The following is a 26,979-nucleotide window of genomic DNA, read 5'->3' as shown; positions in this document are numbered from 1 at the left end:
CGCCACCCTCGCACGAACTCACACTAGTCCAGGGTCGTATGGGTGTTCGATCCCTCGATGGAGTGAAGTACATATCACGTTCCCTTCGGGGCATGAACCATTTAGGCTCCGGGCACGTCCTCAAGAACAACCGGCAAGCCAGCCGGGAGGACCGACCCCCTGACAGACAGCGCGAACCCGTAAGACACGAAGACACGTAATACGGCCCATTCGCCGCCACCTGGCAGCAGACAACCGCCCCGGAGAGAAATTTTCAGGGAAAGGCCACGAGCGGGAACGTTTTCGGCCTGGTTGGATGTTGACCCTGGTACGACAGCTCGTCGAGCTAGAGAAGAGGCGACGTGACTACTGTTCTGACCCCCGCGAGCCCGCTGACGGCCGCAGACCGCTGCGACCGTTGCGGCGCCCAGGCATATCTGCGCGTCGTCCTCCTGAGCGGCGGAGAACTGCTCTTCTGCGCCCACCACGGTCGCAAGTTCGAGCCGGAACTCAAGAAGATCGCCGCTGAGATACAGGACGAGACGGAGCGACTGACGTCCGTTCCGGAAAGCGTCAACGAAGAAGAACGCTGACACTTCGCATCAACGACGAGCGGGTGCCGGCATCAGGCCGGTCTGCGGGCGGCCACTCCCTGGACACAGGGAGTGGCCGCCCGCACTCGTATCGCCAGGCAGGTCGCGCTCAGCGCCCCTGCCAGGCGCCCGTCAGGGCACTCGACGGCCGGTGTCCCGCGCCCTAACGGCCCCAGCGCCGTCGAGCGCCCGGGCGACCTCGGAGACCCGCGTGTAGACGCCGGGGCTCCCAGCCCGCCCGCAACCGCTCCCCCACGACACCAGACCGATGAGCCGCCCCTGGGCGACCAGGGGCCCGCCACTGTCCCCCTGACAGGCGTCCCGCCCGCCTGTGAGCTCTCCGGCACACAACATGGACGTCGCCTCATAGGTGCCGACCGCACTGCCCGGATAGGCCCGCTCACAGGCCGCGTCTGCGAGTACGCTCACCCGCGCGGCCCGCAGACTGCGCGCGTAGTCGCCACCCCCCGTCGTGTCGCCCCAGCCGTAGACCGTGGCGGCCGTACCCGGCTCGTACGCGGTGTCTCCCGCGGGCGCCATGGGGATGACCGAGCTCTGCGGAAGCGGGGCCGAGAGGGTGAGCACGCCGAAGTCCCCGGCGTTCGTGTCACTGTCGTACTCGGGATTGACCCAGATCCCGCTCACCGGGATCTCCTTGCCGTCGCTCGACAGCAGGTCTCCCCGGCCGGCGATGACCTTCAGGTCACGGACCTGCCGCGGCGACGCCCCCAGCACGTCCGTGCCCAGGCAGTGGGCCGCGGTCAGGACCGTGGACGGGCCGATCACGACGCCTCCGCAGAACTGCCCCGCGCGGGTACCCCCGAACCGGTCACGGCTGGACAGCGCCACCGTCCACGGACTCTCCGAGATCTCGACCGGATAGCCGCCGATGATGATGCTGTCGGCCGCCACTGGGGCGGGTGACGCCAGCGGTATCGCGGCCACGGCGGCCACGAGGGCCAGTGCCGGGACAAGGGGACGGCGCATGCGCGCTCCTCACTCTGGGATGGTCGTCGAAAACCCAGAGTGATCCAGTACACAGGTGCTCGCACCCCGCGCGCACACGAAGGGCCCGGCTCCCCCGTGGGGGCCGGGCCCTTCGTGACGTACGGCGAAGGCCTAGTCGAGGTAGTCGCGCAGCACCTGCGAACGCGACGGGTGACGCAGCTTCGACATCGTCTTGGACTCGATCTGGCGGATCCGCTCGCGCGTCACGCCGTACACCTTGCCGATCTCGTCGAGGGTCTTCGGCTGACCGTCGGTGAGACCGAAGCGCATCGAGACGACGCCCGCCTCGCGCTCGGACAGGGTGTCGAGTACGGAGTGCAGCTGCTCCTGAAGGAGCGTGAAGCTCACCGCGTCGGCCGGGACGACGGCCTCGGAGTCCTCGATGAGGTCACCGAACTCGCTGTCACCGTCCTCGCCGAGCGGGGTGTGCAGCGAGATGGGCTCGCGGCCGTACTTCTGGACCTCGATGACCTTCTCGGGGGTCATGTCGAGTTCCTTGGCCAGCTCCTCCGGGGTGGGCTCACGGCCCAGGTCCTGGAGCATCTGACGCTGCACGCGCGCGAGCTTGTTGATGACCTCGACCATGTGCACCGGGATACGGATGGTGCGGGCCTGGTCGGCCATGGCGCGGGTGATCGCCTGACGAATCCACCAGGTGGCGTACGTGGAGAACTTGTAGCCCTTGGTGTAGTCGAACTTCTCGACCGCGCGGATCAGACCGAGGTTGCCCTCCTGGATGAGGTCCAGGAAGAGCATTCCGCGGCCGGTGTAGCGCTTGGCCAGGGAGACCACCAGACGGAGGTTGGCCTCCAGGAGGTGGTTCTTGGCGCGGCGGCCGTCCTCGGCGATGATCTCCAGCTCGCGCTTGAGCTTCGGCGCGAGCTTGTCGGCGTTGGCCAGCTTGTCCTCGGCGAACAGACCGGCCTCGATGCGCTTGGCGAGCTCGACCTCCTGCTCGGCGTTGAGCAGCGGGACCTTGCCGATCTGCTTGAGGTAGTCCTTGACCGGGTCAGCGGTGGCACCGGCGACGGCGACCTGCTGGGCGGGCGCGTCGTCCTCGTCGTCGTCGGAGAGGACGAAGCCCTTGTTCTCGGACCCCTCCTCTTCCTCGTCGCCCGGCTTGGCACCCGAGGTCTCCTCGGCCGCCTCGTCGTCGACCGGCTCCGCGTCGTCCTTCTTGGCGGTGGTCTTCTTCGCGACGGCCTTCTTGGCGACCGTCTTCTTCGCGACGGCCTTCTTCGCGACCGTCTTCTTGGCAGCGGTCTTCTGGGCGGTCGCGTCCTCAGCCGAGTCCTCGTCGGCGGGCACTGCCGGGGCGGCGGTGGCGGTGGCCTTCTTGGTGGTCACCGTCTTCGCCGCGACCGTCTTGGTGGCGGTGCGCTTGGCCGGACTCTTCGCTGCGACGCTCTTGCGGGGGCGCTTCGGCTCCGCGGCACTGACCATCAGCGTCACACCCTCTTCCTCGAGGATCTGGTTGAGGCTGCGCAGTACGTTCTTCCACTGAGTGGCCGGAATCTGGTCAGCTTCGAAGGCCCGACGCACGTCATCGCCGGCGATCTGCCCCTCAGCCTTTCCCCGCTCGATGAGCGCCATGACAGAGACGGACTCGGCGATCTCCGGCGGGAGCGTACGGGATGTGCTGGCCGACACGAACAACCTCTCGGAACGTTGGAAAACGGCTTCCGGCCCCGTCCGGTACGGACAGGAACCGACGACCGCCGACTTGGGGATGGGCCGACGGCGCGGGCGGGGGCCGGGAAGATGCACAGCGCCATGAACGGCGTCTGTATTCCTTCCTCGGCTGCCACCTCTTAGGTCATCGCGCTGCCTCGAAGAGCGTTACGCCCAATCTGCGTGGCCCGAGTCACACCCCGTAAGCGCGCAAAAGCGGCCAGATACGGTCAGAAGAGGTCAGCCAACGGGCCTACCGCCCCATCACACCGCCGGACCCCGCCAGGTCCGGAACGGATCCGACGGGGCCCCGCGGAAGATGGTGCACCGGCCAGGCGATGCGACGAGAGGGCACGCGCCCTCGGCCGCGCGGCCCTCGGTACGCGGTCAGTGCTCGCGCGGCGCGGGCACGACGCGCTCCACCTCGGGATGGACGGTGAGCAGTTGGCGCATGGCCACCTCGGCCGCCGTGCCGTCGGCCGCGCCGAGGGCGTCGACGATCCGGGCATGGTGTCCCAGGGAGGCTTCGGTCGGCCGGTCGCAGCCCGTGAGGGGGTTACCGGAGACCTGGAGTGCGGACGACACGATCCCGGAGAGGTGCTCCAGCATCCGGTTCCCCGCGAGCTGGATGAGCAGTGCGTGAAACTCGGCGTCGGCCCGCGAGAAGGTGAGCGAATCACCCTGCGCCATGGCATGGCCCATGATCTCGACCATGTCGCCGAGCCGCTGCTGCACGTCCTCGCGCCCGCGTCCCGCTGCGAGCCGCGCGGCGAGCGGCTCGATCGTCCAGCGCAGCTCGCTCAGCTCACGTCGCTGGTCGTCACGCTGCGGTCCGTAGGCCCGCCATTCGATGATGTCGGGGTCGAGGAGGTTCCAGTCGCTGACGGGGCGCACCCGCGTCCCGACGTTGGGGCGGGCGCTGACCAGCCCCTTCGCCTCCAGGACACGGAGGGATTCACGAACGACGGTACGGGAGACCTCGAACCGCTGGCCGATCTCCTCGGGAACGAGCGGGCGGTCCGCGCCCAGGTCGCCGGAGACGATCATCTGGCCAAGCTGCTGGACGAGTTGACCGTGCAGCCCGCGTCCGCGGCTGCCGGCGGCGCGACGGCCCATGCGGCCCAGCTCCGGGTCCGCGCCCTCCCACGCGGGGGGACCCACGCGGCCGGCGCCGGGGGCCTCGGCATAGGGGTAGCGGTTGAGTTCGCCCGGGCCGGACAGGCCGGAGTCTGCGGAGCGGGCGGCGGTCATCATGGTCTGCGCAAGGGTACTCACGAAACCTTTGTCGGCGCTGTTTCCAACTCCCTTGAGGTCTTTGGTGAAAAGCACACGAAAGGGTGATCGCTCACCCCGTCGCAATTGACGCCTTATCGGAAAGAAATGGGCGTTCTCCGGGGAGTTGTGCGCACCCTGGAACCGGAAGGGCGCCGTCGGTCGTCATCGGACCCTGCTTCGCAGGGTCGTGAGCAGATATGCGCAGAGCAGGGCGGTCAGCGACAACATCAGCGCGCCGCCGACAGGTTGGGCGACCATCCGAACCCCAGCCGCCAGGTAGCGCTCGCCGCCGAACGGCCACTGCATCAGCACCAGCTCGCGCAGCCTCCCGGAGAACCCGGCCGCGGTCCGCACAGACGGCCCCTCCAAGGCCTTTTGTACGAGTGGTACGACGACGATCGGCACGGCGAGCACCGCCGCGAGCCCGGCGGCCGTGGACCGGAAGATGCCCGCGGCGAGCACACCCGCCCAGGCACAGCCCACCACGAGCCCGATCCAACTCGCGCTTAGGGGCAACCAGTCGGTGGGAACTCCGGTGAGCTCCCGTCCGTAGACGAGATAGAGCGCTTCGAGGTCGCAGCCCACGGTGAGGAAGGCCAGCACCAGCGCGGTGACCGATGCGACGAGAAGCTTGGCGGCGAGCAGCCCCAGGCGGCGGGGGACGGTGCCGCGGTCCGCGGCCAGCGCGGGATGGCGGAACTCGTCGCCGAAAGCGAGTGAGCCGAGTAGTCCGGCACCGAGTGCGGCGGGCGGCAGCGGAAGTTCCTGTGGCCACGCGGCCAGCAGGCGCGGCTGGGGCGTGTGGCCGATTCGGGCGAGCAGCACGGACAGGAGGGCCGAAACGACGAGAACGGCAACGGCGGTGAGGTAGCCGGTGCCGACTCCGGCCGCGCGCCGCAGTTCGTAGCGCAGCGGGCGCAGGGGGCTCGGTGCCTGGCGTACGGCGATGGGCGGCGGGAGCGGGGAGTGCCCGTCCGCGTTCGGCTCTTCCGCCGTGTGCGGCTTGTCGCCCGTTCGCGCTTCTCCCCCGGCGGGCGGCGTGGCGAGCGGCCCCATGTCTCCGATCTCGTCGGCGAGTTGGTGTACGAGGATGCCGTGCCTGTGGGCGGTCTCGCCTACGTCCGCGCAGGTGCTGCCGTACACGGAGAGCCGGTTGCCGTCCTCGCGCACGATCTCGACGGAACGCCTCGCGGTGCGGGCCTCCTTTGTCAGCAGGGCGCCGAGCCGGGTGGCGTACGGGCTGAGGACCGCCACTCGTGGGCGCAGCCGAGTGCGGGCGAAGTCGGCGACTTCCTGGTCGGCGACCAGGCGGCCCGCTTCCAGCGTGACAACCCGGTCGGCGGTGTGCGCGGCCTCCTTGGGGTCGGCCGTGGTGAACAGCACCGTGCCGCCCTGGGCCGCGTGGGCGCGCAGAATCCCGTGCAGCCAGCGGCCTTCGCGGGCGGACAGACCGTCGGCCGGGCCGTCGAGGACGAGCGTGTGCGGGTCGGACAACAGCGCACACGCGAGACCGAGGCGGCGGTCCATGCCACGTGACAGGGTGCCCAGTCGCTCGTCGCGCAGGCTGACGAGCCCGACCACTTCGAGGACTTCGTCGGCCCGCCGTACGGGCACACCGGCGGCGGCGCACAGCATGCGGAGCTGCCCGCGGACAGTCCGCGCCGGATGGCCGGGCACCTCGCCCAGGAGGACGCCGACTTCGCGTGAGGGATGAGCGATCCGGTGCAGCGGGCGGCCTCTGAAGTAGGTGATTCCGCGGCCCTGTTGGAGTTCGAGCATGAGCCTCAGCGCCGTCGTCTTGCCCGCGCCCGGGGCCCCGACGATCGCTGTGACCCGGCCCCCGCGCGCCTCGAAAGACACGTCGTCGACGGCGGGCGGAAGCTCCTTGCGAGGGTTGCTGGTCAGTCCGATGGCCTGGATCACCCAAAGCAAGATAGCGCTATATGTCCGTTTCTTTGGGCATCTTGACCTTCGTCTCGGACTGGACCCGAGGTGCCCGCGAGCAGACTCCGGCCCTCAAGCCCGGACCTGTGTTCGCCGCTCTTCGTCAGACCTCGGGGCGCAGCATGGGCGGATTGAGCAGCGTGGCGCCGCCCGCGCGGAAAAGCTGGGCCGGGCGCCCGCCCTGGCGGGTGGTCGTACCGCCTGTAGGCACGAGGAAGCCCGGCGTGCCCGTCACCTTGCGGTGGAAGTTGCGCGGGTCGAGTGCCACACCCCACACGGCCTCGTACACCCGGCGCAGCTCGCCGACGGTGAACTCGGTCGGGCAGAAGGCGGTGGCCAGCGAGGAGTACTCGATCTTGGAACGGGCGCGCTCCACGCCGTCGGAGAGGATCTGCGCGTGGTCGAAGGCGAGGGGTGCCGCCTGCTCACCGTCACGGCCGTAACCACCCTGTTGCAGCAACTCCTCGACAGGTGCCCAGCGCGCGCTCCTGGCGTCGCCGCCGGCTCTGGGCGCGGGCAGGTCCGGGGCGAGGGCGAGATGGGCGACGCTGACCACCCGCATCCGCGGGTCACGCTTGGGGTCGCCGTACGTCGCGAGCTGCTCCAGGTGTGCGCCGTTGTCCTGTGCGGGAGCGGAGGGGTCGTGGGCGCACAGCCCGGTCTCCTCGACCAGCTCGCGCGCCGCCGCCTGCGCCAGATCCTCGTCGGTCCGCACGAAGCCGCCGGGGAGTGCCCACCGCCCCTGGAACGGCAGCTCGCCCCTCCGGACCGCCAGCGCGCACAGGGCGTGACGTCGCACGGTCAGCACAACCAGGTCCACGGTCACGGCGAAGGGCGGAAAGGCTGACGGGTCGTAGGGCATGCCGCGATCATAGTCGTCTTCCTGACGATAAACACGCCCTTCGCCGGCCGCTTCCCCGGCTGATCTCCTTCCCTCCGGTTTGCGTCTCCCCGCCTGCGGCCGGTCATCGTCCGCAGGTTTGTCACGCAAGGTCACACTCCCAACTGGAGCCCTTCGACCGCCTCCTCGCCCCTGGCCAGGCCGAGTCTGCTGACCCGTACGGAGAAGGGGGCGCCCGCGATGCGCAATCCCGTGAGCCCGATCTCGCCCAGCGGGGCGCTGCGGACCGGACGCAGGGGCACCGTCCCGGCGGGGACGTCGGGGCGGATCCCCGCGAGGGAGGCGAGGAGCAGAACGCCGGCGGCCGCGGCGGTGGACGCCGGTCGGCAGGCCGCGGAGTGGGGCAGCGGGGCAGTGCCCTGGGCGCGCTGCTCCCCCGCGTACATCTCGGGCAGTCGGTGGTCGAAGGCCTCGGCCGCCGCCAGCACGCCGCGCAGCAGGGAGCCCGCCTCCTTCTCGTAGCCGGCGGCCGCCAGCCCCGCGACGGCGACCGCGCGGTTCCCTACGGCGGAGTGGGCAAGGCCCTGGGGCGGTTTCCTCCGCGCTCGGCGCGCCTTGAGCGCACTCGGCGCCAGGTGGGGGGCTCCGGAGGGGCGAGGGCAGTACGGCGGCGCGGCCCGGCCACGGTTCCGGTGCTCAGGTGAACGGAACGGCCCCACTCAGGGTCACGCCCTGCGCTGGGGATGGCGACCGAATGGCGGTGGGGTGCGGGGCAGGGGGCGATACAGCACGTGGGTGCGTTGTGGACGGGCCGGGCGAGCCGGACGTGCCTTGCGTAGCCAGCACGGCAGGCGTGGCCGGCACGGCAGGCGTGGCCGGCACGGCAGGCGTGGCCGGCACGGCAGGCGTGGCCGGCACGGCAGGCGTGGCCGGCACGGCAGGCGTGGCTGACACGGCTGCTACGACAAGGAACGCTGGCGCGGTTCACCCGGATCACCCGGTCGGGAGTCGCGACAGGGACCGCGCAGGCGATGACGTCGGCTTGACGCAGGCGCCGTGCGCCGCCAGTTCGACGGGACCCGACGCTCACGAGTCCTCCTCCGCACCGTGCCGACCGCCCTCACGGCGCGTCCGTGACCGACGACTCGAGCTCTCGGCCGCACGCCCTGGTCCGTCCCCGCCGGGCGCGGCCCCGTCGATGGCCCGTCGCCGTCCGGCACTACCTGCCCCGGGGCTCCGCCGACTCGGTCGCGGTTGGCCGCTTCCTGCCGGTCGCGCCCGGCGTCGGCGACGGGATGCGGCCACCAGCGGCGCGGCCTCGATTTCGGCCGCATCGGAGCCGGCGAAATCGGAGCCGACCATGGACATCACACCGTCTGGTGACTGCACCCGGGCCACGGGGCTGGACGTGCCGGGGCCCGGCGCCGGTTCAGCTGCTTGGAAGGGTGCCGCGAGATCCCTCGCCGGCTCCCTTCCCTCCGGGACACGGCCGCTGCGCTCCCTGCGCAGACAGCGGCGGACCGACTCCGGGTCCAGGCCCTCGTTGCACGCCTGGTGCAGGAGGCGGGCGAAGAGATAGTCGGGGTCGACGCCGAGAGCCATGGCCAAAGCCTCCCGCGCCTCAAGCTCGTCAGCGGTCGACCAGGCAACCCACCCGGCGAGCGTAAGAGGAGCTGCCGCGTGCTCGCGGTAGGAACCGACGCAGCGGCGTGCCAACGCCCGCCACAGTCGCAGGGCGGGCCCGGCCTCGTCGCCCTCCATCCACTCGGCGGCGCGGTCGCGAGTCGTGCGGTCCTGAAGGCCGAGAATCAGGGTGGCCGCCTCCTCGTACTCGAGCAGGCCGTCGTCACGCAGGTCCGCCGGACGTGTGCCGGAGACCGGTGGAGCGTCGGCAAGGCGGACCATGATCTTCTGGGCGAGATTGAGGGTCTCCTCGGCCACAGCGGCACGATTCTCGTCGTCCAGAATCCGGGGAACCAGCGCCACACTCGCCGCGTCGAGCGCGGCCTCCTGCTCCAACGCGCCCACGGTCTCCCAAGGAATGAGCCGAGCCGTCAACTCCCTCAGGCTGCCCCGAACCTGGAGGCCCGCATAGGTCGCGGCGGCAGCCAGAACCGACGTACCCGGCAGCCCCATCGACTCCCCCTCAGGCGAACAGCATCCCTGGCCCGGGCAGCAGTACGACCAGAAACGCCCGTCGGAGATGCAGAGCGCCTCAATCACCGGCACATCGAGGCGACCGCAGGCTGTACGCAGCAACTGCGCCAGTGGACGCAGACGTTCCATGACCTGCCGCCCCGACTCGCCGCGCGCCGGTTCCTGGCAGAGGTAGGCGACCATGCTCTCGGGCCGGGTGCCCCTGCGTTCGCTGCCCTTCACCAGGCCCTGCGCCAACTGTTCGGCCACGGACGGCCAGTCGTCCGTGTTGGCGGGGATGCCCAGCCGTGCCCGTCCACCGAAGCGGCCGCGCCGCTCCCCGTCGTGCAGGGCGACCAGCACGATGCTGTCCTCGGGCCGGTACCCGAGCAGGTACGGCAGGGCGTCCGCCAGTTCGGCCGGCGTGCGCAGGGTCACCTGGCGCTCGCCACGCGGGCCGTCGGGGGTGCTGTGCCCCGCACGCTGCCCGGGGAGGTCGAGTCCCGAGTCCGGCTCGAGGGCGCCGCGCTGTGAGTTGTGCCCGACGAGACCGTGCCCCGCGCGCAGCCCGGTCCCGCCACTGCCCGCGCGACCGGCGGCCCCGTCAAGCCCCGCATGTCGCGTGGGCTCGCTTCGCTCCTCCCCGTCCGCGGGCTCATCCGTTCCGGCGCACGCGGAGGACTCGTCATAGCGGGGCTCGCCCGTTGAGTCCTGCGCGAGCCGGTCGCTGCGCCCGCCCTGCTCACCGCGCTCGCCCATCCCGCTTGCGCCCTCACCATCGAAACCGTTGTCGGACATGTCGCCGGACCAGCCGGTCGCTTCGTCATGATTCGTCATGCCGTGACCATCTCGCGGATCTCAATCTTCCGCTTTGGCCTGTGGATAACCATGGCCATGACCACGACAAGAATTGCCCACAGCCCGCTGGCCTCGTTCGCGTTATGTCCGACCCATCGGGTTGCATGGGGCCATGACCAACGAAGACCCGCGACCCACGGCCGACGAAGACCTGCGTATCGCGGCCGATGCCGTGCTGGCCCGCCTTGTCGGCGCCCGGCCCGGCGAGGCCCGGCTGCGCGAGGACCAGTGGCGCGCCATCGAGGCCCTGGTAGCCGACAAGCGCAGAGCCCTGGTCGTGCAGCGCACCGGCTGGGGCAAGTCCGCGGTGTACTTCGTCGCGACCGCACTGCTGCGCGAACAGGGCGCCGGGCCCACGGTCATCGTCTCGCCCCTTCTCGCGCTCATGCGCAACCAGGTGGAGGCGGCGGCTCGCGCGGGAATCCGCGCGCGGACCATCAACTCGTCCAACACCGAGGAGTGGGAGACGATCCAGGCCGAGGTCGCGGCGAGCGAGGTCGACGTCCTCCTGGTAAGCCCTGAGCGGCTCAACAATCCCGACTTCCGGGACCAGGTACTGCCCAAGCTCTCCGCGGCGACCGGGCTGCTCGTCGTCGACGAGGCGCACTGCATCTCCGACTGGGGCCACGACTTCCGGCCGGACTACCGCCGACTGCGCACCATGCTCGCCGACCTTCCGCCCGGCGTTCCCGTCCTGGCCACCACCGCGACGGCCAACGCGCGCGTGACGGCCGATGTGGCCGAGCAGCTGGGCACCGGAGCCAGCACGGACGCACTCGTCCTGCGCGGGCCACTGGACCGGGAGAGCCTGAGCCTCGGCGTCCTGCGGCTCCCGGACGCCGCCCACCGGATGGCCTGGCTCGCCGAGCACATCAGTGACCTGCCGGGCTCCGGCATCATCTACACGCTCACCGTGGCCGCCGCCGAGGAGGTCACCGCGTTCCTTCGCCAATGCGGGCACACAGTGGCGTCGTACACCGGAAAGACGGAGAACGCGGACCGCCAGCAGGCGGAGGAGGACCTGCTCGCGAACCGCGTCAAGGCCCTGGTCGCCACCTCCGCGCTCGGCATGGGTTTCGACAAGCCCGACCTCGGATTCGTGGTGCACCTGGGTTCGCCCTCCTCCCCCATCGCCTACTACCAACAGGTGGGGCGTGCGGGGCGCGGGGTGGAGCATGCGGAGGTACTGCTCCTGCCGGGCAAGGAGGACCAGGCGATCTGGCAGTACTTCGCGTCGATCGCCTTCCCTCCGGAGGAGCAGGTGCGCCGCACGCTCGACGTCCTGGCACAGGCCGGCCGGCCGCTCTCCCTCCCCGCTCTCGAACCGCTGGTGGAGCTGCGGCGGTCCCGGCTGGAAACGATGCTCAAGGTTCTCGATGTGGACGGAGCGGTGCGTCGCGTCCAGGGCGGGTGGATCTCCACCGGCAACCCGTGGACGTACGACACCGAGCGCTACGCCTGGGTGGCCAAGCAGCGGGCCACCGAGCAGCAGGCGATGCGCGACTACATCACGACGACCGACTGCCGCATGGAGTTCCTGCGGCGGCAGCTGGACGACGAGGGAGCGGCGCCGTGCGGGCGCTGCGACAACTGCGCGGGGGCCCGGTTCGAGGTGTCCGTGTCCCCCGCCGCACTGGACACGGCCAATGGCGAACTCGGCCGCGCGGGTGTCGAGGTCGAGCCCCGGAAGATGTGGCCGACGGGCTTGCCCGCCGTCGGCGTCGACCTGAAGGGGCGCATCCCGGCCGGCGAACTGGCCGGGACGGGGCGTGCCTTGGGGCGGCTCTCGGACATCGGCTGGGGGAACCGGCTGCGGCCGATCCTCGCACGCCAGGCCCCGGACGGACCTGTCCCTGACGATGTCGCCAAAGCCGTCGTAGATGTGCTGACCGACTGGGCGAGGGGACCCGGCGGCTGGGCCTCGGGGCAGCCGGACGCGGGGCCTCGCCCGGCCGGTGTCGTCACCGTGGCCTCGCGGACGCGTCCGCGGCTGATCCAGTCGCTGGGCGCGCGGATCGCGGAGATCGGCCGTCTTCCACTGCTGGGTTCTGTGGAGTATGTCGGTGAGACCTCCCAGATCTCCCGGAGCAACAGCGCTCAGCGGCTCAAGGCGCTCGACGGGGCACTGACCGTGCCGCCCGAGTTGGCTGCCGCTCTCAAAGAAGCGGGCGGTCCCGTCCTGCTGGTGGATGACGCGACGGAGACCGGCTGGACACTCGCCGTGGCCGCGCGCATGCTTCGACGAGCCGGTGCTCAGGGGGTGTTGCCGCTGGTCCTCGCCGTGCAAGCGTGACTCTTGTGTCGCCGCCAGGAACAGTGGGCAGGGATATACGCGACGTATCGCCGGAATACGGTCGGTGGCCCCAATTGCTCGTTGCCGCATCCCAGTTCGGCAGGAAGAATTGGGATCGCTCCCCGCATGCCTCATCGGTGGTCCGGTAGGGCTGTGCCGCGGCGCACTCCCCCAAATCCGACCCCCGCCCGCAGTGTGGGCGCGTAGCCGAAGGGAGGAACGTGACCTTCGGATTCTCTCCGTCCTCGGCGGCATCCATGTCGACGTCTGCCGATCTGTCCGCCGCTTCCGCCGACCCACTGGCCCGGATGCTCGAACCCGCCGAATGGGCCTCCGCCGGTATTCCGTTGCTGCGCAACCCCCGTGAGGTGGTCAGCGGACTGCACGAGCGGCATCGGCCGCGACCCGCGACCGCGGTGGTGGCCGTCCTCGATCCGGACGAGCGACTGAGCGCGAGCGCCTCGTTCACCCGGCGTTCGGCGCCGGCCGACGGCTGGATGTTCCGCAACGCGCTGCTGGCGCAGCTGCGCCGGGTCATCCCGCACGACCTGCGACGCCGCACTCCGGTGCGTACGGCCGTGTTGCTCTACTGCCGTGACGGCGACGCGCGTTGGACGGAGGAGGACGGGGCGTGGATGTGGGGGCTGCGGGACGCCTGCACGCTCCATGGGCTGCGATGTGGGGCGTACATCACGTTGACGCGTGACGGCTGGCAGGTCCTCGGTGAGGGCCGCGGCGGTCGCCGTCCGAACACCGCCTCGCCCCCGGAGTACTTCACCGCGGCGGAGGCACTGCCGCCGATGCCGCGCACCGGTGGCAGTGCCTCAGATGTGCTGCGCCGGGCAGCCGCCCGCTGAGTCCGCGAGTCCACCGAGCCGGCCGAGCCCAGGACAGTCACCCGCCGCCGACATCGGCCGATGCCGAGGCGATGACCTGCCCCGCACGCTGAAAAGACGTGCAGCAGAGCACAGCGAGGAAGAAGAGCGCACACAGACCGGCAGGGCCGCGCGGGCCGAGGCAGACCCACATCTCGACCACACGTCGCGAGCCCAGACTCGTACCGCTCGTGAGGGCGCGGACGGACGAACAGCACCGTCGTGAGCCGAGGCCGCCGACAGGCCGACGACGCACGCCGCGCCCGCGTTGAACGCCGCCGCTTCCGGAGCAAATCCTCCTGAGGACAACTGCGTCGCATCGCCGACGAAACGCCCCGCGCGAAAACGAAGTCGTCGGCGCACGTCAAGATGACCGCCGGACAGGTGCCGCCGCGGCGGCACCCTCAACGTCCGCCCGAGCGAGCCCCGGACGATGTCCGGAGCGGGCTCAGACCCCCGCGCCCAGTACTGAGTTGATCGTCTGCGAGTCCCCGCAGACGATCAACAGGGCACCGGCCCGGCCAAGGGCCAGTGGCAGCGCGGTGGCGGCGACAGCTTCGGGACCGCCGTTGACGGCGACCACGACGACCGGTCGGGACGCGGCGCGGCCCACGGCTGAGGCATCGGCGTAGAAGACGTCGTCGCCCGCGTCGTGCTGCGCCCAGTACGCGGGCTCGCCGAAGGAGAGTTCGTGCGCGGCCCACGGGTGCGGATCGCCGGTGGTGAGCACCAGCACCTCACCAGGGGCACGGCCCGACTCCAACAGCAGGTCGACGGCTCCTTCGGCGGCGTCCAGCGCGCCCTCGACCGAGGCCGGGATGAGCTGGATCTGCGGAGTGGCGGCGGCAGCCGGAGCAACCGCCGGGACGGACGGCCCCGGAGCGGCCATGACCGGCTCGTGTGGGGTGCGTTGGGCCGGCATCGGCCGGACAGGACCAGGACGGCCGGGACGCGGCGGAGCCGCGGGACGGGGGCCGGGTACGGGACGGGGGGTCGGCGCGACGCGGCCACTGGCCGGAGTAGCGCGGGGACCCTGGGCACTCTCGTGAATCTGAGGCTCCTCGGGAATGAGAGGCATGAGCTGATTTTTATCAAACGCCGGTACGACTCGCATCGGCGGGTGGCACATGAGTGCGAACGGAACCGTCAGAAATCGAAGCCGAGCTGGCCCTCGATCTCCGGAGCGCTTCCATTCGCCCAGCTGCGGACCTTCTTGAGGTGCCGCCACTGGGGCAGCGCATCAAGATACGCCCACGACAGCCGGTGGTAGGGGGTGGGGCCCCGTTCCTCGAGTGCGGCCTTGTGCACCGGCGACGGATACCCGGCATTGGCCGCAAAACCGAAGTCTGCATGGTCGATACCCAGTTCGGCCATCATTTTGTCGCGCTGTACCTTCGCGATCACCGAGGCCGCCGCGACGGACACACAGGACTGGTCGCCCTTGATCACCGTACGGACCTGCCAGGGAGCGCCGACATAGTCGTGTTTCCCGTCGAGGATGACCGCATCCGGGCGCTCCGGCAAGGCCTCGAGGGCACGCACTGCCGCGAGTCGCTGGGCGGCCGTCATCCCCAGGCTGTCGATCTCCTCCGGAGAGGCATGACCGAGGGCGTACGACGTCACCCATTTCTCCAACTGGGCGGCGAGCTCTGTCCGCCGCTTGACGGTCAGGAGCTTGGAATCGGTGAGCCCCTCAGGGGGACGGCGCAGACCCGTGACGGCGGCGCAGACGGTGACCGGGCCGGCCCAAGCACCGCGCCCCACCTCGTCGACACCGGCAATGATCTTCGCTCCGGTCGTGGCGCGGAGGGAGCGCTCGACGGTGTGGGTGGGAGGTTCGTACGGCATGGCGTCCTCAGACTACGCCGCCCGGAGCCCCTCGCGACACCCAGGTTCCCGGCGCGGCCACGACCTCCTCCACAAGGCCGGTCGGACATCTTGTCCAAGGTCCGCCGGGCAGGCCGTCCGATGCCGATGCCGACTTCGACCGGGCTGTTTCCGGCCAATGCCGATCAGGTCGTCTGCCTCCGCAGCAGCGGGACCATCAACTGGTCGATCATCTCCTCCATGTCACGGTCGTTCCATTCGCTCGCGCACACCTTCGAGCGGTACATCATCATGGCTGGGATCGCGTCGAAGACGTACGCGTTCGCAGCCTCGGGCCGCACCTCCCCGCGCTCGATTCCCCGGTGGATGACCTCGCGAAGGACATGCAGGGTCGGCTCGACGACCCCGCCGAGAATGACGTCCTGGAAGCGCTCGGCCTGCGAGGCATCGCATTCGTAAAGCACGGATCGGAGCGCGAACCCGGACTGGGAGTACATCGCCTCACGCGCACGTCGGCACAGTTCCAGGAGGTCGTCCCGGACACTCCCGAGGTCGGGCGAGTCCGTCAGGCTCGGCAGGCCGGCCCGGAGCGCGTCCGCGACGAGTTCTTCCTTCGAGGGCCAGCGCCGGTAGACGGCGGCCTTGCCGGTCTGGGCGCGCGCGGCGACTCCCTCCATGGTGAGGCCGTTCCAGCCGACCGTACTGAGCTGGTCGAGCGCGGCGTCGAGGATCGCCCGTTCGAGTACGGCACCGCGTCGACGTGGGGAGGCCGTCCGTGCGGGGGCGGCCGTCCAACGCGAAGTAGCCATCTGAGTGTCTCCGTTGAGCCTGAGGGAGCGGGATTTCCGGGGAGGGGAGAGCGGTCGTGTGACGCCACGCGGCAGAGACTTCAGTGAACGCTTGCGTTCACTGTCGGGGACTCACTACCGTTGACGCAACAGTGAACGCGAGCGTTCACTAACGCACTTGTGGGGGACCCATAGTGACAACCTCTCAGTTGATACAGGACGGCCCAAAGCCAGGAGCGGCCCGCCGGGAGGGGCATCCCGGCATCGCGCTCACCGTCATCGCGGCCTGCCAACTCATGGTGGTACTCGACGCGACGATTGTGAATATCGCCCTCCCGCATATTCAAGACGCGCTCAAGTTCAGCACGACCGATCTCACCTGGGTGGTCAGCGCGTACACCCTCACCTTCGGCGGACTGCTGCTCCTCGGCGGGCGCGCGGGTGACATCCTCGGTCGGCGCCGGGTCTTCATGACCGGCATCCTGCTCTTCACGCTCGCCTCGCTGCTCGGCGGATTCGCCCAGGAACCCTGGCAGTTGCTGGCCGCGCGCGCCCTTCAGGGCGTGGGTGGCGCGATCGCGTCGCCCACCTCGCTGGCGCTCATCACCACCACGTTTCCCGAAGGCCCGGAACGCAACCGGGCCTTCGGTGTCTTCGCCGCCGTCTCGGCCGGCGGTGGCGCGATCGGGCTCCTCGCGGGCGGCATGCTCACCGAGTGGCTCGACTGGCGCTGGGTGCTCTTCGTCAACGTGCCCATCGGCGTCCTCATCGCCGTACTCGCCCCGCTGTACATCAGCGAGTCCGAACGCCATCCCGGACGCTTCGACATCTCCGGCGCGCTGACCTCGACTCTCGGAATGGCCGCACTGGTCTACGGGTTCATCCGCGCCGCGGAGGAGGGCTGGCGCGACAGCCTCACCATCGGGTCCTTCGGCGCCGCGCTGGTTCTGCTGGTGGCCTTCGTGTTCATCGAGATGCGGGCCAAGGAACCGATCACCCCTCTGAAGATGTTCCTGGACCGAAACCGCTCGGGCACGTACGTGATCATGCTCAGTCTCGCCGCCGCGATGTTCGGCATGTTCTTCTTCATCGTCCTCTTCGTGCAGAACGTGTTGAGCTACACGCCGATCGAGGCGGGCCTCGCCTTCCTTCCGGTGACAGTTGCGATCGTGACCGGTGCGGGTCTGTCCCAGCGGTTCCTGCCCGTCCTCGGGCCCAAGCCGTTCATGCTCGGCGGCTCGGCGCTCGTCGCGCTCGGGCTCGGCTGGCTGACCTTCATCAACCCCGACAGTTCGTACACCAGCGGGGTGCTCGGCCCGATGCTCCTCTTCGGCTTCGGCATGGGGCTGAACTTCGTGACGCTGACCCTCACCGCGGTCTCCGGTGTCGCCGTCCACGAGGCGGGCGCGGCCTCCGGCCTGCTCAACGCCACGCAGCAGGTGGGCGGTTCGCTCGGTCTCTCCATCCTGACCACCGTCTTCGGCTCGGCCAGCCGGGACGAGGCGGCGAAGCAGGTCCCGGACTTCATGGCGAACGCCTCGGCCGGGCAGAAGGCCGAGTTCGCCAAGACACAGCAACTGCCGGCCCCATGGGGGCACGAGGTGCTCGCCAACGGCATCTCGACCGCCTTCATCCCGGCCGTCGCGATGACCGTACTGGCCCTGATCACCGCGACGGTGGTGATCAAGGTCCGCAAGAGCGACCTGGAGGCCCTCTCCGGGACGGCAGCCACGGCAGGACCATCCGGAGGCTGACGCGGACCGCGGAGGCCGGGCCGGGGTCCCGGAGATCGACCGGTGAGGACACCGGTCCGGCCATCCGCAGTCAGCCTCACCGCCGCATCGAGTCACCGGCGCACGCGGTCACGTGTACACAGACTCAGGTCACCGATGCTTGAACTCACCGGTACATGAGCTCGTCGGCCAGTGTGGTGCACGAACTCCAGTCCGCGTCCTTCGACACCGGCCGCTCGCGGAGGATATCCCGGGCACGCGTCTCGCCCCAACTGGTGGCATACCAGGGTGCGTCGTCCTCCTCCAGCTCGGCCGCCATGGACAGCAGCGCGCACGACCGCAACGGTTCTTCCAGCTCGTCGAGGGCTGGTACGGCGTCGGCGGACAGGTTCAGCGCGTAGTAGAGGTCGAAGTCGCCGGTGTCCTCGTACCGCTGGACGTTGCGCTCGGCGATCAGGCCGTCGGGTGACATCAGCCCGAACGCGAGCACCCCCGCGGCCGCGCTCGCCGCGACCACCCGGGGCAGCCACCGTGCGCCCCACACTCCCGCCGCCATGATGAGCACGATGACGAGGCCCAGCCAGAGCTCCACGGCCATCACGGAGACCCTCAGCCGCGTCAGTCCATAAGCCTCCACATACATGTCCATACGCCGCACCGCCGATGCCACGACAACGAGCGCCAGCACGCACAGAGTTCCCAGGACAGCGCGTACCAGCTTCCGGTCCTGCCCTCCGTCACGTGGTGCCCAGCGCAGGGCGAAGACGATGACGAGCAGGGTAAGGAGCGTGACGAGAAGCAGCTGCCAGAAGCCCTGGCGCGCGTATTCGGCGTACGTCTGGCCGGTCTTCTTCAGTACGGCGTCGTATCCGCCGAAGAGCACCGCGAGTTGGACGGCGTTGAAGGTCGCGAAGAGCCCGGTCAGCACGATGAGCGGCAGCGCCCACTCGACTCGGCCGCGGGGCCTGCCCGCGGGGACCTCGACCCGGTCCCACTGGACGGGCGCGGCGGCCGTGTGCGCCACCGCGAGCGCGCCGACCAGACCGAGCACCAGGAGCAGGAGACGCCAGGGTCCGCCGGAGACGGAGGTATCCGGCACCAGATCACCGAGCAGATCCGCGAAGGCCGCGTCAGCACCCGCGAACAGCGCTCCGAAGACCAGCAGCAGCACCGCGGTCACGGCGAGTGCGCGCAGTCCGGCGCCCACGTTGCCGCGGCTCCCACCGGACCGTTCGCGCAGCCCGCGCCACCCCCACGTGGGGCCGGTGACGAGAGCGTTGAGTATCCCGATGGGGCCCAGCAGGACGGCGGGCCAGGTGCGACCGCCGTGCAGCGCCATCGAGCCCAGGGCGACCGCGGCGACCACCGCCAGGAACGAAGCCCAGCCCGCGTCGCGCAGGGCGGGCACGGTCAGCAGCCCGATTCCGCCGATGCCCCAGACGATCGCCCACGCGCGCGGGCGTCGTCCCGCGGCCTGGCCGGCGAAGTACGCGGCGAGCGCGGCCGGGACCGCGACGAGCACGAGGTTGACCGCCAGCCCCTCCCCCAGGAGCAGCATGCTGAGCAGGCCGGTGGCCAGCACGGCCCACAGTGTGGCCGTACGCACCGGAGCGGGTGCCGCTACCTGGAGCTCGGCCAGCCAAGGAACAGGGGCGGGCGGCGGTTGCACCCGGTAGGTGCCCTCGTTCGCGACCCTCTTCGAGCCTGACTTGGAGGCGGACTCGGGGACAGTGTCCTCAGGATCACTCTTTACGCTCGAACCGGCACTCTGCGGCGCATCGGGCTCGGCCTCTCCCGGCCGCGTGGCCCCCTGATCTCTCGGCTCGGGCGTGGACGGTATGTCGGACACGGAACCCCCTCCCTGCCGGCCCTGACGCAGCCCACAACACGCCGCTGCGGCGGAAGGGCTGGTGACCGGTGTCTTGTTCGGCGCCCGCCCGGCATGATCAACAGGCGGCGTGGCCGAAAGGGTATCCACGGGTTACCTGCTCCAGGCCGTGCCGGTGGCGCTGTAGCAAGCCTGTGACAGTGGAGGCCGCACCCTACGCGGCCGTCCACACGGGCCAACGCCCCACCTTCAGGGGACCCCCAAAACCCCGAGGCTCTCCCCGGGGGACCACGTCCAGAACGGCCACAAAGGCGCGGGCAGAAAACGACCTGCTGTCACCCGGCGGCCCCGAAGGTCCGCTTACGCGGACCGCGAACTACGGACCGCTCCTAGGCTCCGGGTGAGAAACGCCCGTAAGCCGCCCGCGGCATCCAGTCCGGCAGAGCTTCCGTCCGCTCCAGCCATGCCCCAGGCGGTGTCCCGGCCTTCCCGGAGGCGACGACGCCGCCCACGATGGCGCAGGTCGTGTCCATGTCGCCGCCCACCTGGGCGGTCGCCCAGAAGGCTTCCTCGTAGTCGCCGAGGGCCCGGGCCGCCGACCAGAGTGCGAACGGCACGGTGTCGTGGGCCGTGGTGCGTCGGCCGCAGCCGAGAACGGCGGCGACGGTGGCGGTGTCGGCGTAGTCGAGCATGTCCCGGGCACGCCGCAGCCCGGCGCCGACGGCGCTGCGCGGGACGAGCGCGATGACGCCGTCAAGCAGGGCCGACGGGCTCGGCTGGCCGGCCGGATCGGCTGCCAGCGCCGCCGCCGCAGCGACGGCCATGGCGCCGACCACGGCCTCGCGGTGCTGGTGGGTGGGATACGCGGAGATCTCGGCCTGGTGCGTGGCCTGCTCCGGATCGTCCGCGTACCAGGCCCCCAGAGGGGCGATTCTCATCGCGGCCCCGTTGCCCCAAGAGCCCTGTCCGTTGAAGAGCGCGGACGACAGCTCGCGCCAGTCGCCGCCCTCCCGGACCAGCCTCAGCAGCCGGTTGACCGCGGGCCCGTAGCCCCGGTCGAAGTCGTGGTGCTCGGCGAAGGAGCGGGCGAGCTCGTCCTGGTCCACACGGTCGTGCGTGGCCAGAACGGCCACTACGGAGCAGGCCATTTCGGTGTCGTCGGTCCACTGCCAGGGCCTGGGCGGCAACTCACGGCGCTTGAGCAGCGGGTAGTTCGCGGGCACGAAGAACTGCGAGCCCAGCGCGTCCCCCACCGCGAGTCCACGCAGGCTGGCCATGGCACGGTCCAGGCGTCCGGGGGGAGAAGTGTCAGCGGTCATCGCTCTGCCACTCTATCCGGTGATTCCGTACGGTTCCGGATCACGCCAGCGTTCGAACTGCCGGTCAAGCGTGTACCTGCCGTCCTCGTCGAGAACGAGCATCCGCGTCTCCCCGTTCCCCGGATTCGACAGCGACTCGAAGTCGGCGACCGTCCAGTGGAACCAGCGCATGCAGAACAGCCGCATGGCGAGGCCGTGGGTCACGATGAGCACGTTGGGCGGGTGGTCGGGCGCCTCGAAGCTCCGGTACAGGCTCTCCAGGAAGCCGCCGACCCGGTCGTACACGTCGGCGCCGGACTCACCCTGGGCGAAGCGGTAGAAGAAGTGCCCGTAAGCGTCCCGGTAGGCCTTCTGAAGGCGTACGTCGTCGCGGTCCTGCCAGTTGCCCCAGTCCTGCTCACGCAGCCGCGGCTCCTCGCGCACCCGTACGAGCTCCGGGTCCAGGTGAAAGGCACGGAAGGTCTCGTGCGTGCGGCGGTACGGGGAGACGTAAACGCTTACGCTTTCGCGCCCGAACACCTCCCGCAGCCGTTTCCCGGTCTCCTCCGCCTGCCGCCAGCCCAGCTCGGTGAGCCCGAGGGCATGGTCGGGCTCGCGCTCGTACACGGTGTCATCGGCGTTGCCCGTTGACTCGCCGTGCCGGACAAGGACGATGCGCCGTGGTCGAACCATGCCAAGACCCTAAATGGGGTGACCCCAGATCGAGCACTCCTACGGGCTCCATACGGCGTACGTCACACTGGACCGGCACATATCCGGGCGCACGCCAGGTGCCCCGGTCAGACCGTCCAGGCGGGCTCCAGCTCCACGATGTCGCCCGCGAGGGCGGCCACGTCGGCCTCGGTCTGCGCGCGCAGCGCGAGGCGTTCCACCCGCTCGGAGCGGTACTTGCCGTGCTCGGCCGCCGACAGCCACATGGACAGGATCAGGAACTCGTGGCCCGGCGCCTCCCCGAACAGGCCCCGCACCATGCCGGGTGAGCCCGCCATCGCCGGGTTCCACACCTTCTCCTGCATCAGCGCGAAGTGCTCGGCCCGTTCCTCGTGGATACGGCAGTGGGCCACCCGCACCAGGTCGGTGTCCGTGAAGCGCGGCTCGAAGCCCGTCTTCACGTCGAAACGGTGGTCGAACAGTTTGACCTGGGAATCCTTGAAGGTGCCCGACTGCGTCGCCGCGAGCCTGTCGTGGGAGCGGGCCATGAAGGAGTCGTAGAAGGCACGGCTCTCCCAGAAGGCGAAAACGTGCGCGACGCCGGGCCGCCCCCGGCTCCATCCCCCGCCCTGTCCCCGGAAACCCGGCTCTCCCAGAAGCCCCGCCCACTTTCGCTGCCCCCGCTCGAAACCGCGGCGGTCGACCACGGTGCAGCGAATCCACTTGACCAGCACCGCGCCATCGTAAGGCCACAGAACGTGGCGCCGGTCACGCTCCGGCGGAGTACACCCGCGCGAGCGCCCCGGCGCGCGTGGCACGATGGGCAACCAGCGCTGATTTCAAAGCAGTTGAGTCGGGAAGCACATGGGGAACGGGGAGGGGAGATCCGGTGAACGGTCTCAATAAGGGCATCCGCAAGGTCGAGCTCTCGGTGAAGTGGGATCCGAGTCCCGTAGGGGAGCCCCCGACCGATCTGGACATCATCGCGGCGACCTACGTGGCTGCCGACCCGTTGGGAAAACCCGACTACGTAGTGCACTTCGACAGCCGCTCCCCGGACGGCACCATCTATCTGAACCGGGACAGCAAGGACGGCAAGGGCTTCGGCTGGGACGAGGTCATGACACTCGAGCTCAACCGCCTGGACAGGCGCTACGGGCGCGTGGTGGTCGGCGTGCTCATCCAACAGCGCGGCGGCCACAAGACGTTCGTCGGCGTGGCCAATCCCAACCTGCGCATGCGCGAGGGCTACACCGTGCTCGCCGAGGACGACTTCGGGGACGTCCTCGGGTCCACGGCCGCGACCGTCGGGGAGTTCCTACGCGACGACTCCGGGGAGTGGACTTTCCACCCCGGCATCCGTGGATACGACACGGACCCGGCGACGTTCGCCAGGGTCATGGGAACCGCGGAGAACTCCTGAAACGGACTCCCTGGGGACCGCGTTTCGAAAACAGGGCTCCCTGGGGGCCATGTTTTCGAAACAGGCCTCTCCGTAGGACAGCGATAACTCTCCGGGGACTCCTGTAGGGACCCGGAAATGCCGAAGGGCGGCACGGCCTGTGGCCGCGCCGCCCTTCAGTGCTTCGGATCAGCTGCAACCGCTGGTCGAGCCGCAACCCTCGCAGATGTAGCAGGAACCGGCCCGCTGCATCTTCGTGCCGCAGGAGAAGCACAGGGGGGCGTCCGCCTGGATACCCAGCTGCATCTCCACCAGTTCGGCACTGGTGTGGGCCTGCTGCGGGGCGGGCTTGGCCGCCTCGGACACCGCGACCTCCACCTTGGGGGCGGCGACGGCCTTCAGTTCCTGCGCGCGGGGCGCGGACTGGGCGAGGCCCTCCACGTCCACGTCGTCGTCGGACGGCTCGTACGACCCGGTCTCCAGGTGACGCTGCCGCTCGTCGATGGAGTGGATGCCGAGCGCGGAACGCGTCTCGAAGGGCAGGAAGTCCAGCGCCAGGCGGCGGAAGATGTAGTCGACGATCGACTGCGCCATCCGCACGTCCGGGTCGTCCGTCATGCCGGCCGGCTCGAAGCGCATGTTCGTGAACTTGGAGACGTACGTCTCCAAGGGCACGCCGTACTGGAGACCCACCGAGACGGCGATGGAGAAGGCGTCCATCATGCCGGCGAGGGTGGAACCCTGCTTCGACATCTTCAGGAAGACCTCGCCGAGACCGTCGTCCGGGTAGGAGTTGGCGGTCATGTAGCCCTCGGCGCCACCCACCGTGAAGGATGTGGTGATGCCGGGACGGCCCTTGGGGAGACGCTTGCGGACCGGGCGGTACTCGACGACCTTCTCGACCGCGGTACGGATGGTCTCCTCGGCCTTGGCGGTGACCTCGTCCTTCGCCTTGTCCTTGGTCTTGGCGGAGAGGGGCTGGCCGACCTTGCAGTTGTCGCGGTAGATCGCGAGCGCCTTGACGCCCATCTTCCAGGCCTCGAAGTAGACCTCTTCGACGTCCTCGACGGTCGCCGTCTCCGGCAGGTTGACCGTCTTGGAGAGCGCGCCCGAGATCCACGGCTGGATGGCGGCCATCATGCGGACGTGGCCCATCGCGGAGATGGAACGCTCGCCCATGGCGCAGTCGAACACCTCGTAGTGCTCGTGCTTGAGGCTCGGGGCGTCGATCACATTGCCGTTCTCGGCGATGTGGGCGACGATCGCCTCGATCTGCTCCTCCTGGTAGCCCAGGCGGCGCAGAGCCTGCGGAACGGTGCCGTTGACGATCTGCATCGAACCGCCGCCGACCAGCTTCTTGAACTTGACCAGCGCGAGGTCGGGCTCAAGACCGGTGGTGTCGCAGGACATCGCGAGACCGATGGTGCCGGTCGGGGCGATGACCGAGGCCTGCGCGTTGCGGAAGCCGTTCTTCTCACCGAGGTGCAGCACGTCCTGCCAGGCCTCCGTGGCGGCGGCCCAGATCGGGCTGTCCAGGTCGTCCACCCGAGGGGCCACGGCGTTTGCGTCGGAGTGCTGCTTCATGACGCGCTGGTGCGGCTGCGCGTTGCGTGCGTAGCCGTCGTACGGGCCGACCACCGCGGCGAGCTCGGCGGAACGCTTGTACGAGGTGCCGGTCATCAGCGAGGTGATGGCGCCGGCGAGAGAGCGGCCGCCGTCGGAGTCGTACGCGTGCCCGGTCGCCATCAGGAGGGCGCCGAGGTTGGCGTAACCGATGCCCAGCTGACGGAAGGCGCGGGTGTTCTCGCCGATCTTCTGGGTCGGGAAGTCCGCGAAGCAGATGGAGATGTCCATCGCGGTGATGACCAGCTCGACGACGTTCGAGAAGCGCTCGACGTCGAAGGACTGGTGTCCCTTGCCGTCGTCCTTCAGGAACTTCATCAGGTTGAGCGAGGCGAGGTTGCAGGACGTGTTGTCCAGGTGCATGTACTCGCTGCACGGGTTCGAGCCGTTGATCCGGCCGGACTCCGGGCAGGTGTGCCAGGCGTTGATCGTGTCGTCGTACTGGATGCCGGGGTCGGCACAGGCCCAGGCCGCCTCGGCCATCTTGCGGAAGAGCGACTTGGCGTCGACCTCCTCGATGACCTCGCCGGTCATACGGGACGTCAGGCCGAACTTGCCGCCCGCCTCGACCGCCTTCATGAACGTGTCGTTCACCCGGACCGAGTTGTTGGCGTTCTGGTACTGGACGGACGTGATGTCGTCGCCGCCCAGGTCCATGTCGAAGCCCGCGTCACGCAGGGCGCGGATCTTCTCCTCTTCCTTCACCTTGGTCTCGATGAAGCCCTCGATGTCGGGGTGGTCGACGTCGAGGATGACCATCTTGGCCGCGCGGCGGGTGGCGCCACCCGACTTGATCGTTCCCGCGGAGGCGTCGGCACCGCGCATGAAGGAGACGGGACCCGAGGCGTTGCCGCCCGAGGAGAGCAGTTCCTTGGAGGAGCGGATGCGGGAGAGGTTCAGGCCGGCGCCGGAGCCGCCCTTGAAGATCATGCCCTCTTCCTTGTACCAGTCGAGGATCGACTCCATGGAGTCGTCGACGGACAGGATGAAGCAGGCGGAGACCTGCTGGGGCTGCGGGGTCCCGACGTTGAACCAGACGGGGCTGTTGAAGCTGAAGATCTGGTGCAGGAGCGCGTACGCCAGCTCGTGCTCGAAGATCTCGGCGTCGGCGGGCGAGGCGAAGTACCTGTAGTCCTCGCCGGCCTTTCGGTACGTCTTGACGATGCGGTCGATGAGCTGCCTGAGGCTCACCTCGCGCTGCGGGGTGCCGAGCGCACCTCGGAAGTACTTGCTGGTGACGATGTTGACCGCGTTCACCGACCATGAGTCGGGGAACTCGACGCCACGCTGCTCGAAATTGACCGAGCCGTCGCGCCAATTGGTCATGACGACGTCACGGCGCGCCCAGTCCACCTCGTCGTACGGATGCACGCCTGGAGTGGTGTGGATGCGCTCGATGCGCAGTCCCTTGCTGGCCTTGGCTCCCTTGGTGCGGGAACCTCGTGCCGGACCGCTCGCCGTCTCTGTCATGCCGCCTCCCTGTAACGGGCTAAAACGCCCAGAAGTGCCTCGTTCTTCCCGTGGCACGGTGTGTGTCTGATGCTGCGCGGGCCGCAATGAGCGGGCGGGCGCGGCAGGTCTGTGGTCGCCGCCGACCGGCCGACCCGAGTCGGCCTTTCCGTCAGCCGGCGGCGCTGGCGGGCACGGAGGCCTGGACGGCCTCTCCGGACCCGCGGTTGCTTTCCGGGCGCTCCGCGGAGGCGTCTTCGTCGTCCGCCTCGTCCGCAGCGGGGCGCTGCCTCGTCTCTTCCCTGAGTTGCACGATGGCGGCCTCGAAGTCCTCGAGCGAGTCGAACGCCCGGTAGACGGACGCGAACCGCAGATAGGCGACGAGGTCGAGTTCCTGCAAGGGGCCGAGTATGGCCAGTCCCACGTCATGGGTGGTCAGTTCGGCGCTTCCGGTGGCACGCACCGCCTCCTCGACCCGCTGGCCGAGCTGGGCGAGCGCGTCCTCGGTGACGGGCCGCCCCTGGCACGCCTTGCGGACGCCGTTGATGACCTTGGTACGACTGAAGGGCTCGGTCACGCCGGAGCGCTTGACGACCATCAGCGAGCACGTCTCCACGGTCGTAAAACGACGGGAGCAGTCGGGGCACTGGCGGCGCCTGCGGATCGACGTGCCGTCATCGGTCGTACGACTGTCGACGACGCGGCTGTCGGGGTGCCTGCAGAAGGGGCAGTGCATGGCTCCAACCCTCCTTAACAGCACGACTCATAGAGCTCGAAAGACCCCTTGGATCCCTCGAAGCAGCCTCAAGCATAGGCGATGACCGAGGGGCCGTAGACCCGGGGGACCACAACTTCTGGGCTGCTGCCGCAATCCAACCACTACATG

The 26,979-nt window shown here is 69.6% G+C and carries 20 protein-coding genes and 1 pseudogene; 5 read left to right on the top strand and 16 right to left on the bottom strand.

The window, feature by feature from the left end:
* Positions 1-341: 341 nt before the first annotated feature.
* Positions 342-572 (top strand): hypothetical protein, encoded by a 231-nt coding sequence (locus tag ACIBLC_RS00430; protein WP_365426120.1) that lies wholly within the window; start codon positions 342-344, stop codon positions 570-572.
* A gap of 132 nt (positions 573-704) precedes the next feature.
* On the opposite strand, the gene ACIBLC_RS00425 is transcribed toward ACIBLC_RS00430, so the two are convergent.
* The 7 genes and pseudogenes from ACIBLC_RS00425 to ACIBLC_RS00395 all read right to left on the bottom strand — a co-directional run bounded on the left by ACIBLC_RS00425 (position 705) and on the right by ACIBLC_RS00395 (position 10,284).
* The gene (locus ACIBLC_RS00425; RefSeq protein ID WP_399208336.1) at positions 705-1,559 is read right to left on the bottom strand and encodes a serine protease; all 855 of its coding nucleotides are present in this window, start codon (positions 1,557-1,559) and stop codon (positions 705-707) included.
* 132 nt (positions 1,560-1,691) lie between these two features.
* A complete protein-coding gene (locus ACIBLC_RS00420; RefSeq protein ID WP_399208334.1) occupies positions 1,692-3,230 on the bottom strand; it encodes an RNA polymerase sigma factor in 1,539 nt (512 codons plus the stop codon).
* A gap of 408 nt (positions 3,231-3,638) precedes the next feature.
* Positions 3,639-4,526: a FadR/GntR family transcriptional regulator gene (locus tag ACIBLC_RS00415; RefSeq protein ID WP_399208333.1), complete on the bottom strand. Its 888-nt coding sequence runs from the start codon at positions 4,524-4,526 to the stop codon at positions 3,639-3,641.
* Between the two features lie 162 nt (positions 4,527-4,688).
* Positions 4,689-6,449 (bottom strand): ATP-binding cassette domain-containing protein, encoded by a 1,761-nt coding sequence (locus ACIBLC_RS00410; RefSeq protein WP_399208332.1) that lies wholly within the window; start codon positions 6,447-6,449, stop codon positions 4,689-4,691.
* Between the two features lie 124 nt (positions 6,450-6,573).
* Positions 6,574-7,332: an NUDIX domain-containing protein gene (locus ACIBLC_RS00405; protein ID WP_399208330.1), complete on the bottom strand. Its 759-nt coding sequence runs from the start codon at positions 7,330-7,332 to the stop codon at positions 6,574-6,576.
* 131 nt (positions 7,333-7,463) lie between these two features.
* Positions 7,464-7,877: pseudogene (locus ACIBLC_RS00400) on the bottom strand (glycogen debranching protein); the annotation flags it as partial.
* Between the two features lie 520 nt (positions 7,878-8,397).
* Positions 8,398-10,284 (bottom strand): DUF4192 domain-containing protein, encoded by a 1,887-nt coding sequence (locus ACIBLC_RS00395; RefSeq protein ID WP_399208329.1) that lies wholly within the window; start codon positions 10,282-10,284, stop codon positions 8,398-8,400.
* 133 nt (positions 10,285-10,417) lie between these two features.
* Between ACIBLC_RS00395 and ACIBLC_RS00390 the strand changes: the two genes are divergently transcribed.
* The gene (locus ACIBLC_RS00390; protein WP_399208327.1) at positions 10,418-12,598 is read left to right on the top strand and encodes a RecQ family ATP-dependent DNA helicase; all 2,181 of its coding nucleotides are present in this window, start codon (positions 10,418-10,420) and stop codon (positions 12,596-12,598) included.
* A gap of 221 nt (positions 12,599-12,819) precedes the next feature.
* Positions 12,820-13,455: a hypothetical protein gene (locus ACIBLC_RS00385; RefSeq protein WP_399208326.1), complete on the top strand. Its 636-nt coding sequence runs from the start codon at positions 12,820-12,822 to the stop codon at positions 13,453-13,455.
* Between the two features lie 466 nt (positions 13,456-13,921).
* On the opposite strand, the gene ACIBLC_RS00380 is transcribed toward ACIBLC_RS00385, so the two are convergent.
* From ACIBLC_RS00380 to ACIBLC_RS00370, 3 genes are all read right to left on the bottom strand, one after another.
* Complete coding sequence (locus ACIBLC_RS00380; protein WP_399208324.1) at positions 13,922-14,551, bottom strand: hypothetical protein; 630 nt, start codon at positions 14,549-14,551, stop codon at positions 13,922-13,924.
* A 68-nt stretch (positions 14,552-14,619) separates the two neighbouring features.
* Entirely contained in the window at positions 14,620-15,321 is a 702-nt protein-coding gene (locus ACIBLC_RS00375) for a ribonuclease HII (protein WP_399208323.1), read from the bottom strand.
* 164 nt (positions 15,322-15,485) lie between these two features.
* On the bottom strand, positions 15,486-16,109 hold the full coding sequence (locus ACIBLC_RS00370) for a TetR/AcrR family transcriptional regulator (protein WP_399208322.1): 624 nt from the start codon (positions 16,107-16,109) through the stop codon (positions 15,486-15,488).
* 173 nt (positions 16,110-16,282) lie between these two features.
* Between ACIBLC_RS00370 and ACIBLC_RS00365 the strand changes: the two genes are divergently transcribed.
* Positions 16,283-17,842 carry an MFS transporter gene (locus tag ACIBLC_RS00365; protein WP_399208321.1) on the top strand — a complete coding sequence of 520 codons (1,560 nt, stop codon included), beginning with the start codon at positions 16,283-16,285 and terminating at the stop codon, positions 17,840-17,842.
* A gap of 145 nt (positions 17,843-17,987) precedes the next feature.
* Here the strand turns inward: ACIBLC_RS00365 and ACIBLC_RS00360 are convergent, their stop codons facing one another.
* The 4 genes from ACIBLC_RS00360 to ACIBLC_RS00345 all read right to left on the bottom strand — a co-directional run bounded on the left by ACIBLC_RS00360 (position 17,988) and on the right by ACIBLC_RS00345 (position 22,353).
* Positions 17,988-19,460, bottom strand: coding sequence for a DUF4153 domain-containing protein (locus tag ACIBLC_RS00360; RefSeq protein WP_399209238.1), 1,473 nt, complete (start codon positions 19,458-19,460; stop codon positions 17,988-17,990).
* Between the two features lie 578 nt (positions 19,461-20,038).
* A complete protein-coding gene (locus tag ACIBLC_RS00355; RefSeq protein WP_399208320.1) occupies positions 20,039-20,968 on the bottom strand; it encodes an ADP-ribosylglycohydrolase family protein in 930 nt (309 codons plus the stop codon).
* 12 nt (positions 20,969-20,980) lie between these two features.
* Entirely contained in the window at positions 20,981-21,640 is a 660-nt protein-coding gene (locus tag ACIBLC_RS00350) for a histidine phosphatase family protein (protein ID WP_399208319.1), read from the bottom strand.
* A 107-nt stretch (positions 21,641-21,747) separates the two neighbouring features.
* Positions 21,748-22,353 (bottom strand): YdbC family protein, encoded by a 606-nt coding sequence (locus ACIBLC_RS00345; protein ID WP_399208318.1) that lies wholly within the window; start codon positions 22,351-22,353, stop codon positions 21,748-21,750.
* 155 nt (positions 22,354-22,508) lie between these two features.
* Here ACIBLC_RS00345 and ACIBLC_RS00340 point away from each other — a divergent pair, with 155 nt between their 5' ends.
* A complete protein-coding gene (locus tag ACIBLC_RS00340) occupies positions 22,509-23,042 on the top strand; it encodes a TerD family protein (RefSeq protein ID WP_399208317.1) in 534 nt (177 codons plus the stop codon).
* Between the two features lie 168 nt (positions 23,043-23,210).
* On the opposite strand, the gene ACIBLC_RS00335 is transcribed toward ACIBLC_RS00340, so the two are convergent.
* Positions 23,211-26,114, bottom strand: a complete 2,904-nt coding sequence (locus tag ACIBLC_RS00335) for a vitamin B12-dependent ribonucleotide reductase (protein WP_399208316.1) — start codon at positions 26,112-26,114, stop codon at positions 23,211-23,213.
* A 151-nt stretch (positions 26,115-26,265) separates the two neighbouring features.
* Positions 26,266-26,829, bottom strand: coding sequence for a transcriptional regulator NrdR (gene nrdR / locus ACIBLC_RS00330; RefSeq protein WP_399208314.1), 564 nt, complete (start codon positions 26,827-26,829; stop codon positions 26,266-26,268).
* Positions 26,830-26,979: the final 150 nt, after the last annotated feature.

The sequence above is a fragment of the Streptomyces sp. NPDC050535 genome (genome assembly GCF_044457665.1).
In the GTDB taxonomy this organism is placed as follows: domain Bacteria; phylum Actinomycetota; class Actinomycetes; order Streptomycetales; family Streptomycetaceae; genus Streptomyces.
The sequence above is the reverse complement of the archived record's forward strand: the minus strand, read 5'-3'. Positions and strand labels throughout refer to the sequence as shown.

What these genes read in the sequence shown, in the direction of transcription:
- ACIBLC_RS00425 (WP_399208336.1), bottom strand. Translation starts at nt 1,559, where the DNA reads ATGCGCCGTCCCCTTGTCCCGGCACTGGCCCTCGTGGCCGCCGTGGCC.
- ACIBLC_RS00405 (WP_399208330.1), bottom strand. Translation starts at nt 7,332, where the DNA reads ATGCCCTACGACCCGTCAGCCTTTCCGCCCTTCGCCGTGACCGTGGAC.
- ACIBLC_RS00395 (WP_399208329.1), bottom strand. Translation starts at nt 10,284, where the DNA reads ATGACGAATCATGACGAAGCGACCGGCTGGTCCGGCGACATGTCCGAC.
- ACIBLC_RS00390 (WP_399208327.1), top strand. Translation starts at nt 10,418, where the DNA reads ATGACCAACGAAGACCCGCGACCCACGGCCGACGAAGACCTGCGTATC.
- ACIBLC_RS00380 (WP_399208324.1), bottom strand. Translation starts at nt 14,551, where the DNA reads ATGCCTCTCATTCCCGAGGAGCCTCAGATTCACGAGAGTGCCCAGGGT.
- ACIBLC_RS00375 (WP_399208323.1), bottom strand. Translation starts at nt 15,321, where the DNA reads ATGCCGTACGAACCTCCCACCCACACCGTCGAGCGCTCCCTCCGCGCC.
- ACIBLC_RS00370 (WP_399208322.1), bottom strand. Translation starts at nt 16,109, where the DNA reads ATGGCTACTTCGCGTTGGACGGCCGCCCCCGCACGGACGGCCTCCCCA.
- ACIBLC_RS00355 (WP_399208320.1), bottom strand. Translation starts at nt 20,968, where the DNA reads ATGACCGCTGACACTTCTCCCCCCGGACGCCTGGACCGTGCCATGGCC.
- ACIBLC_RS00350 (WP_399208319.1), bottom strand. Translation starts at nt 21,640, where the DNA reads ATGGTTCGACCACGGCGCATCGTCCTTGTCCGGCACGGCGAGTCAACG.
- ACIBLC_RS00335 (WP_399208316.1), bottom strand. Translation starts at nt 26,114, where the DNA reads ATGACAGAGACGGCGAGCGGTCCGGCACGAGGTTCCCGCACCAAGGGA.
- nrdR (WP_399208314.1), bottom strand. Translation starts at nt 26,829, where the DNA reads ATGCACTGCCCCTTCTGCAGGCACCCCGACAGCCGCGTCGTCGACAGT.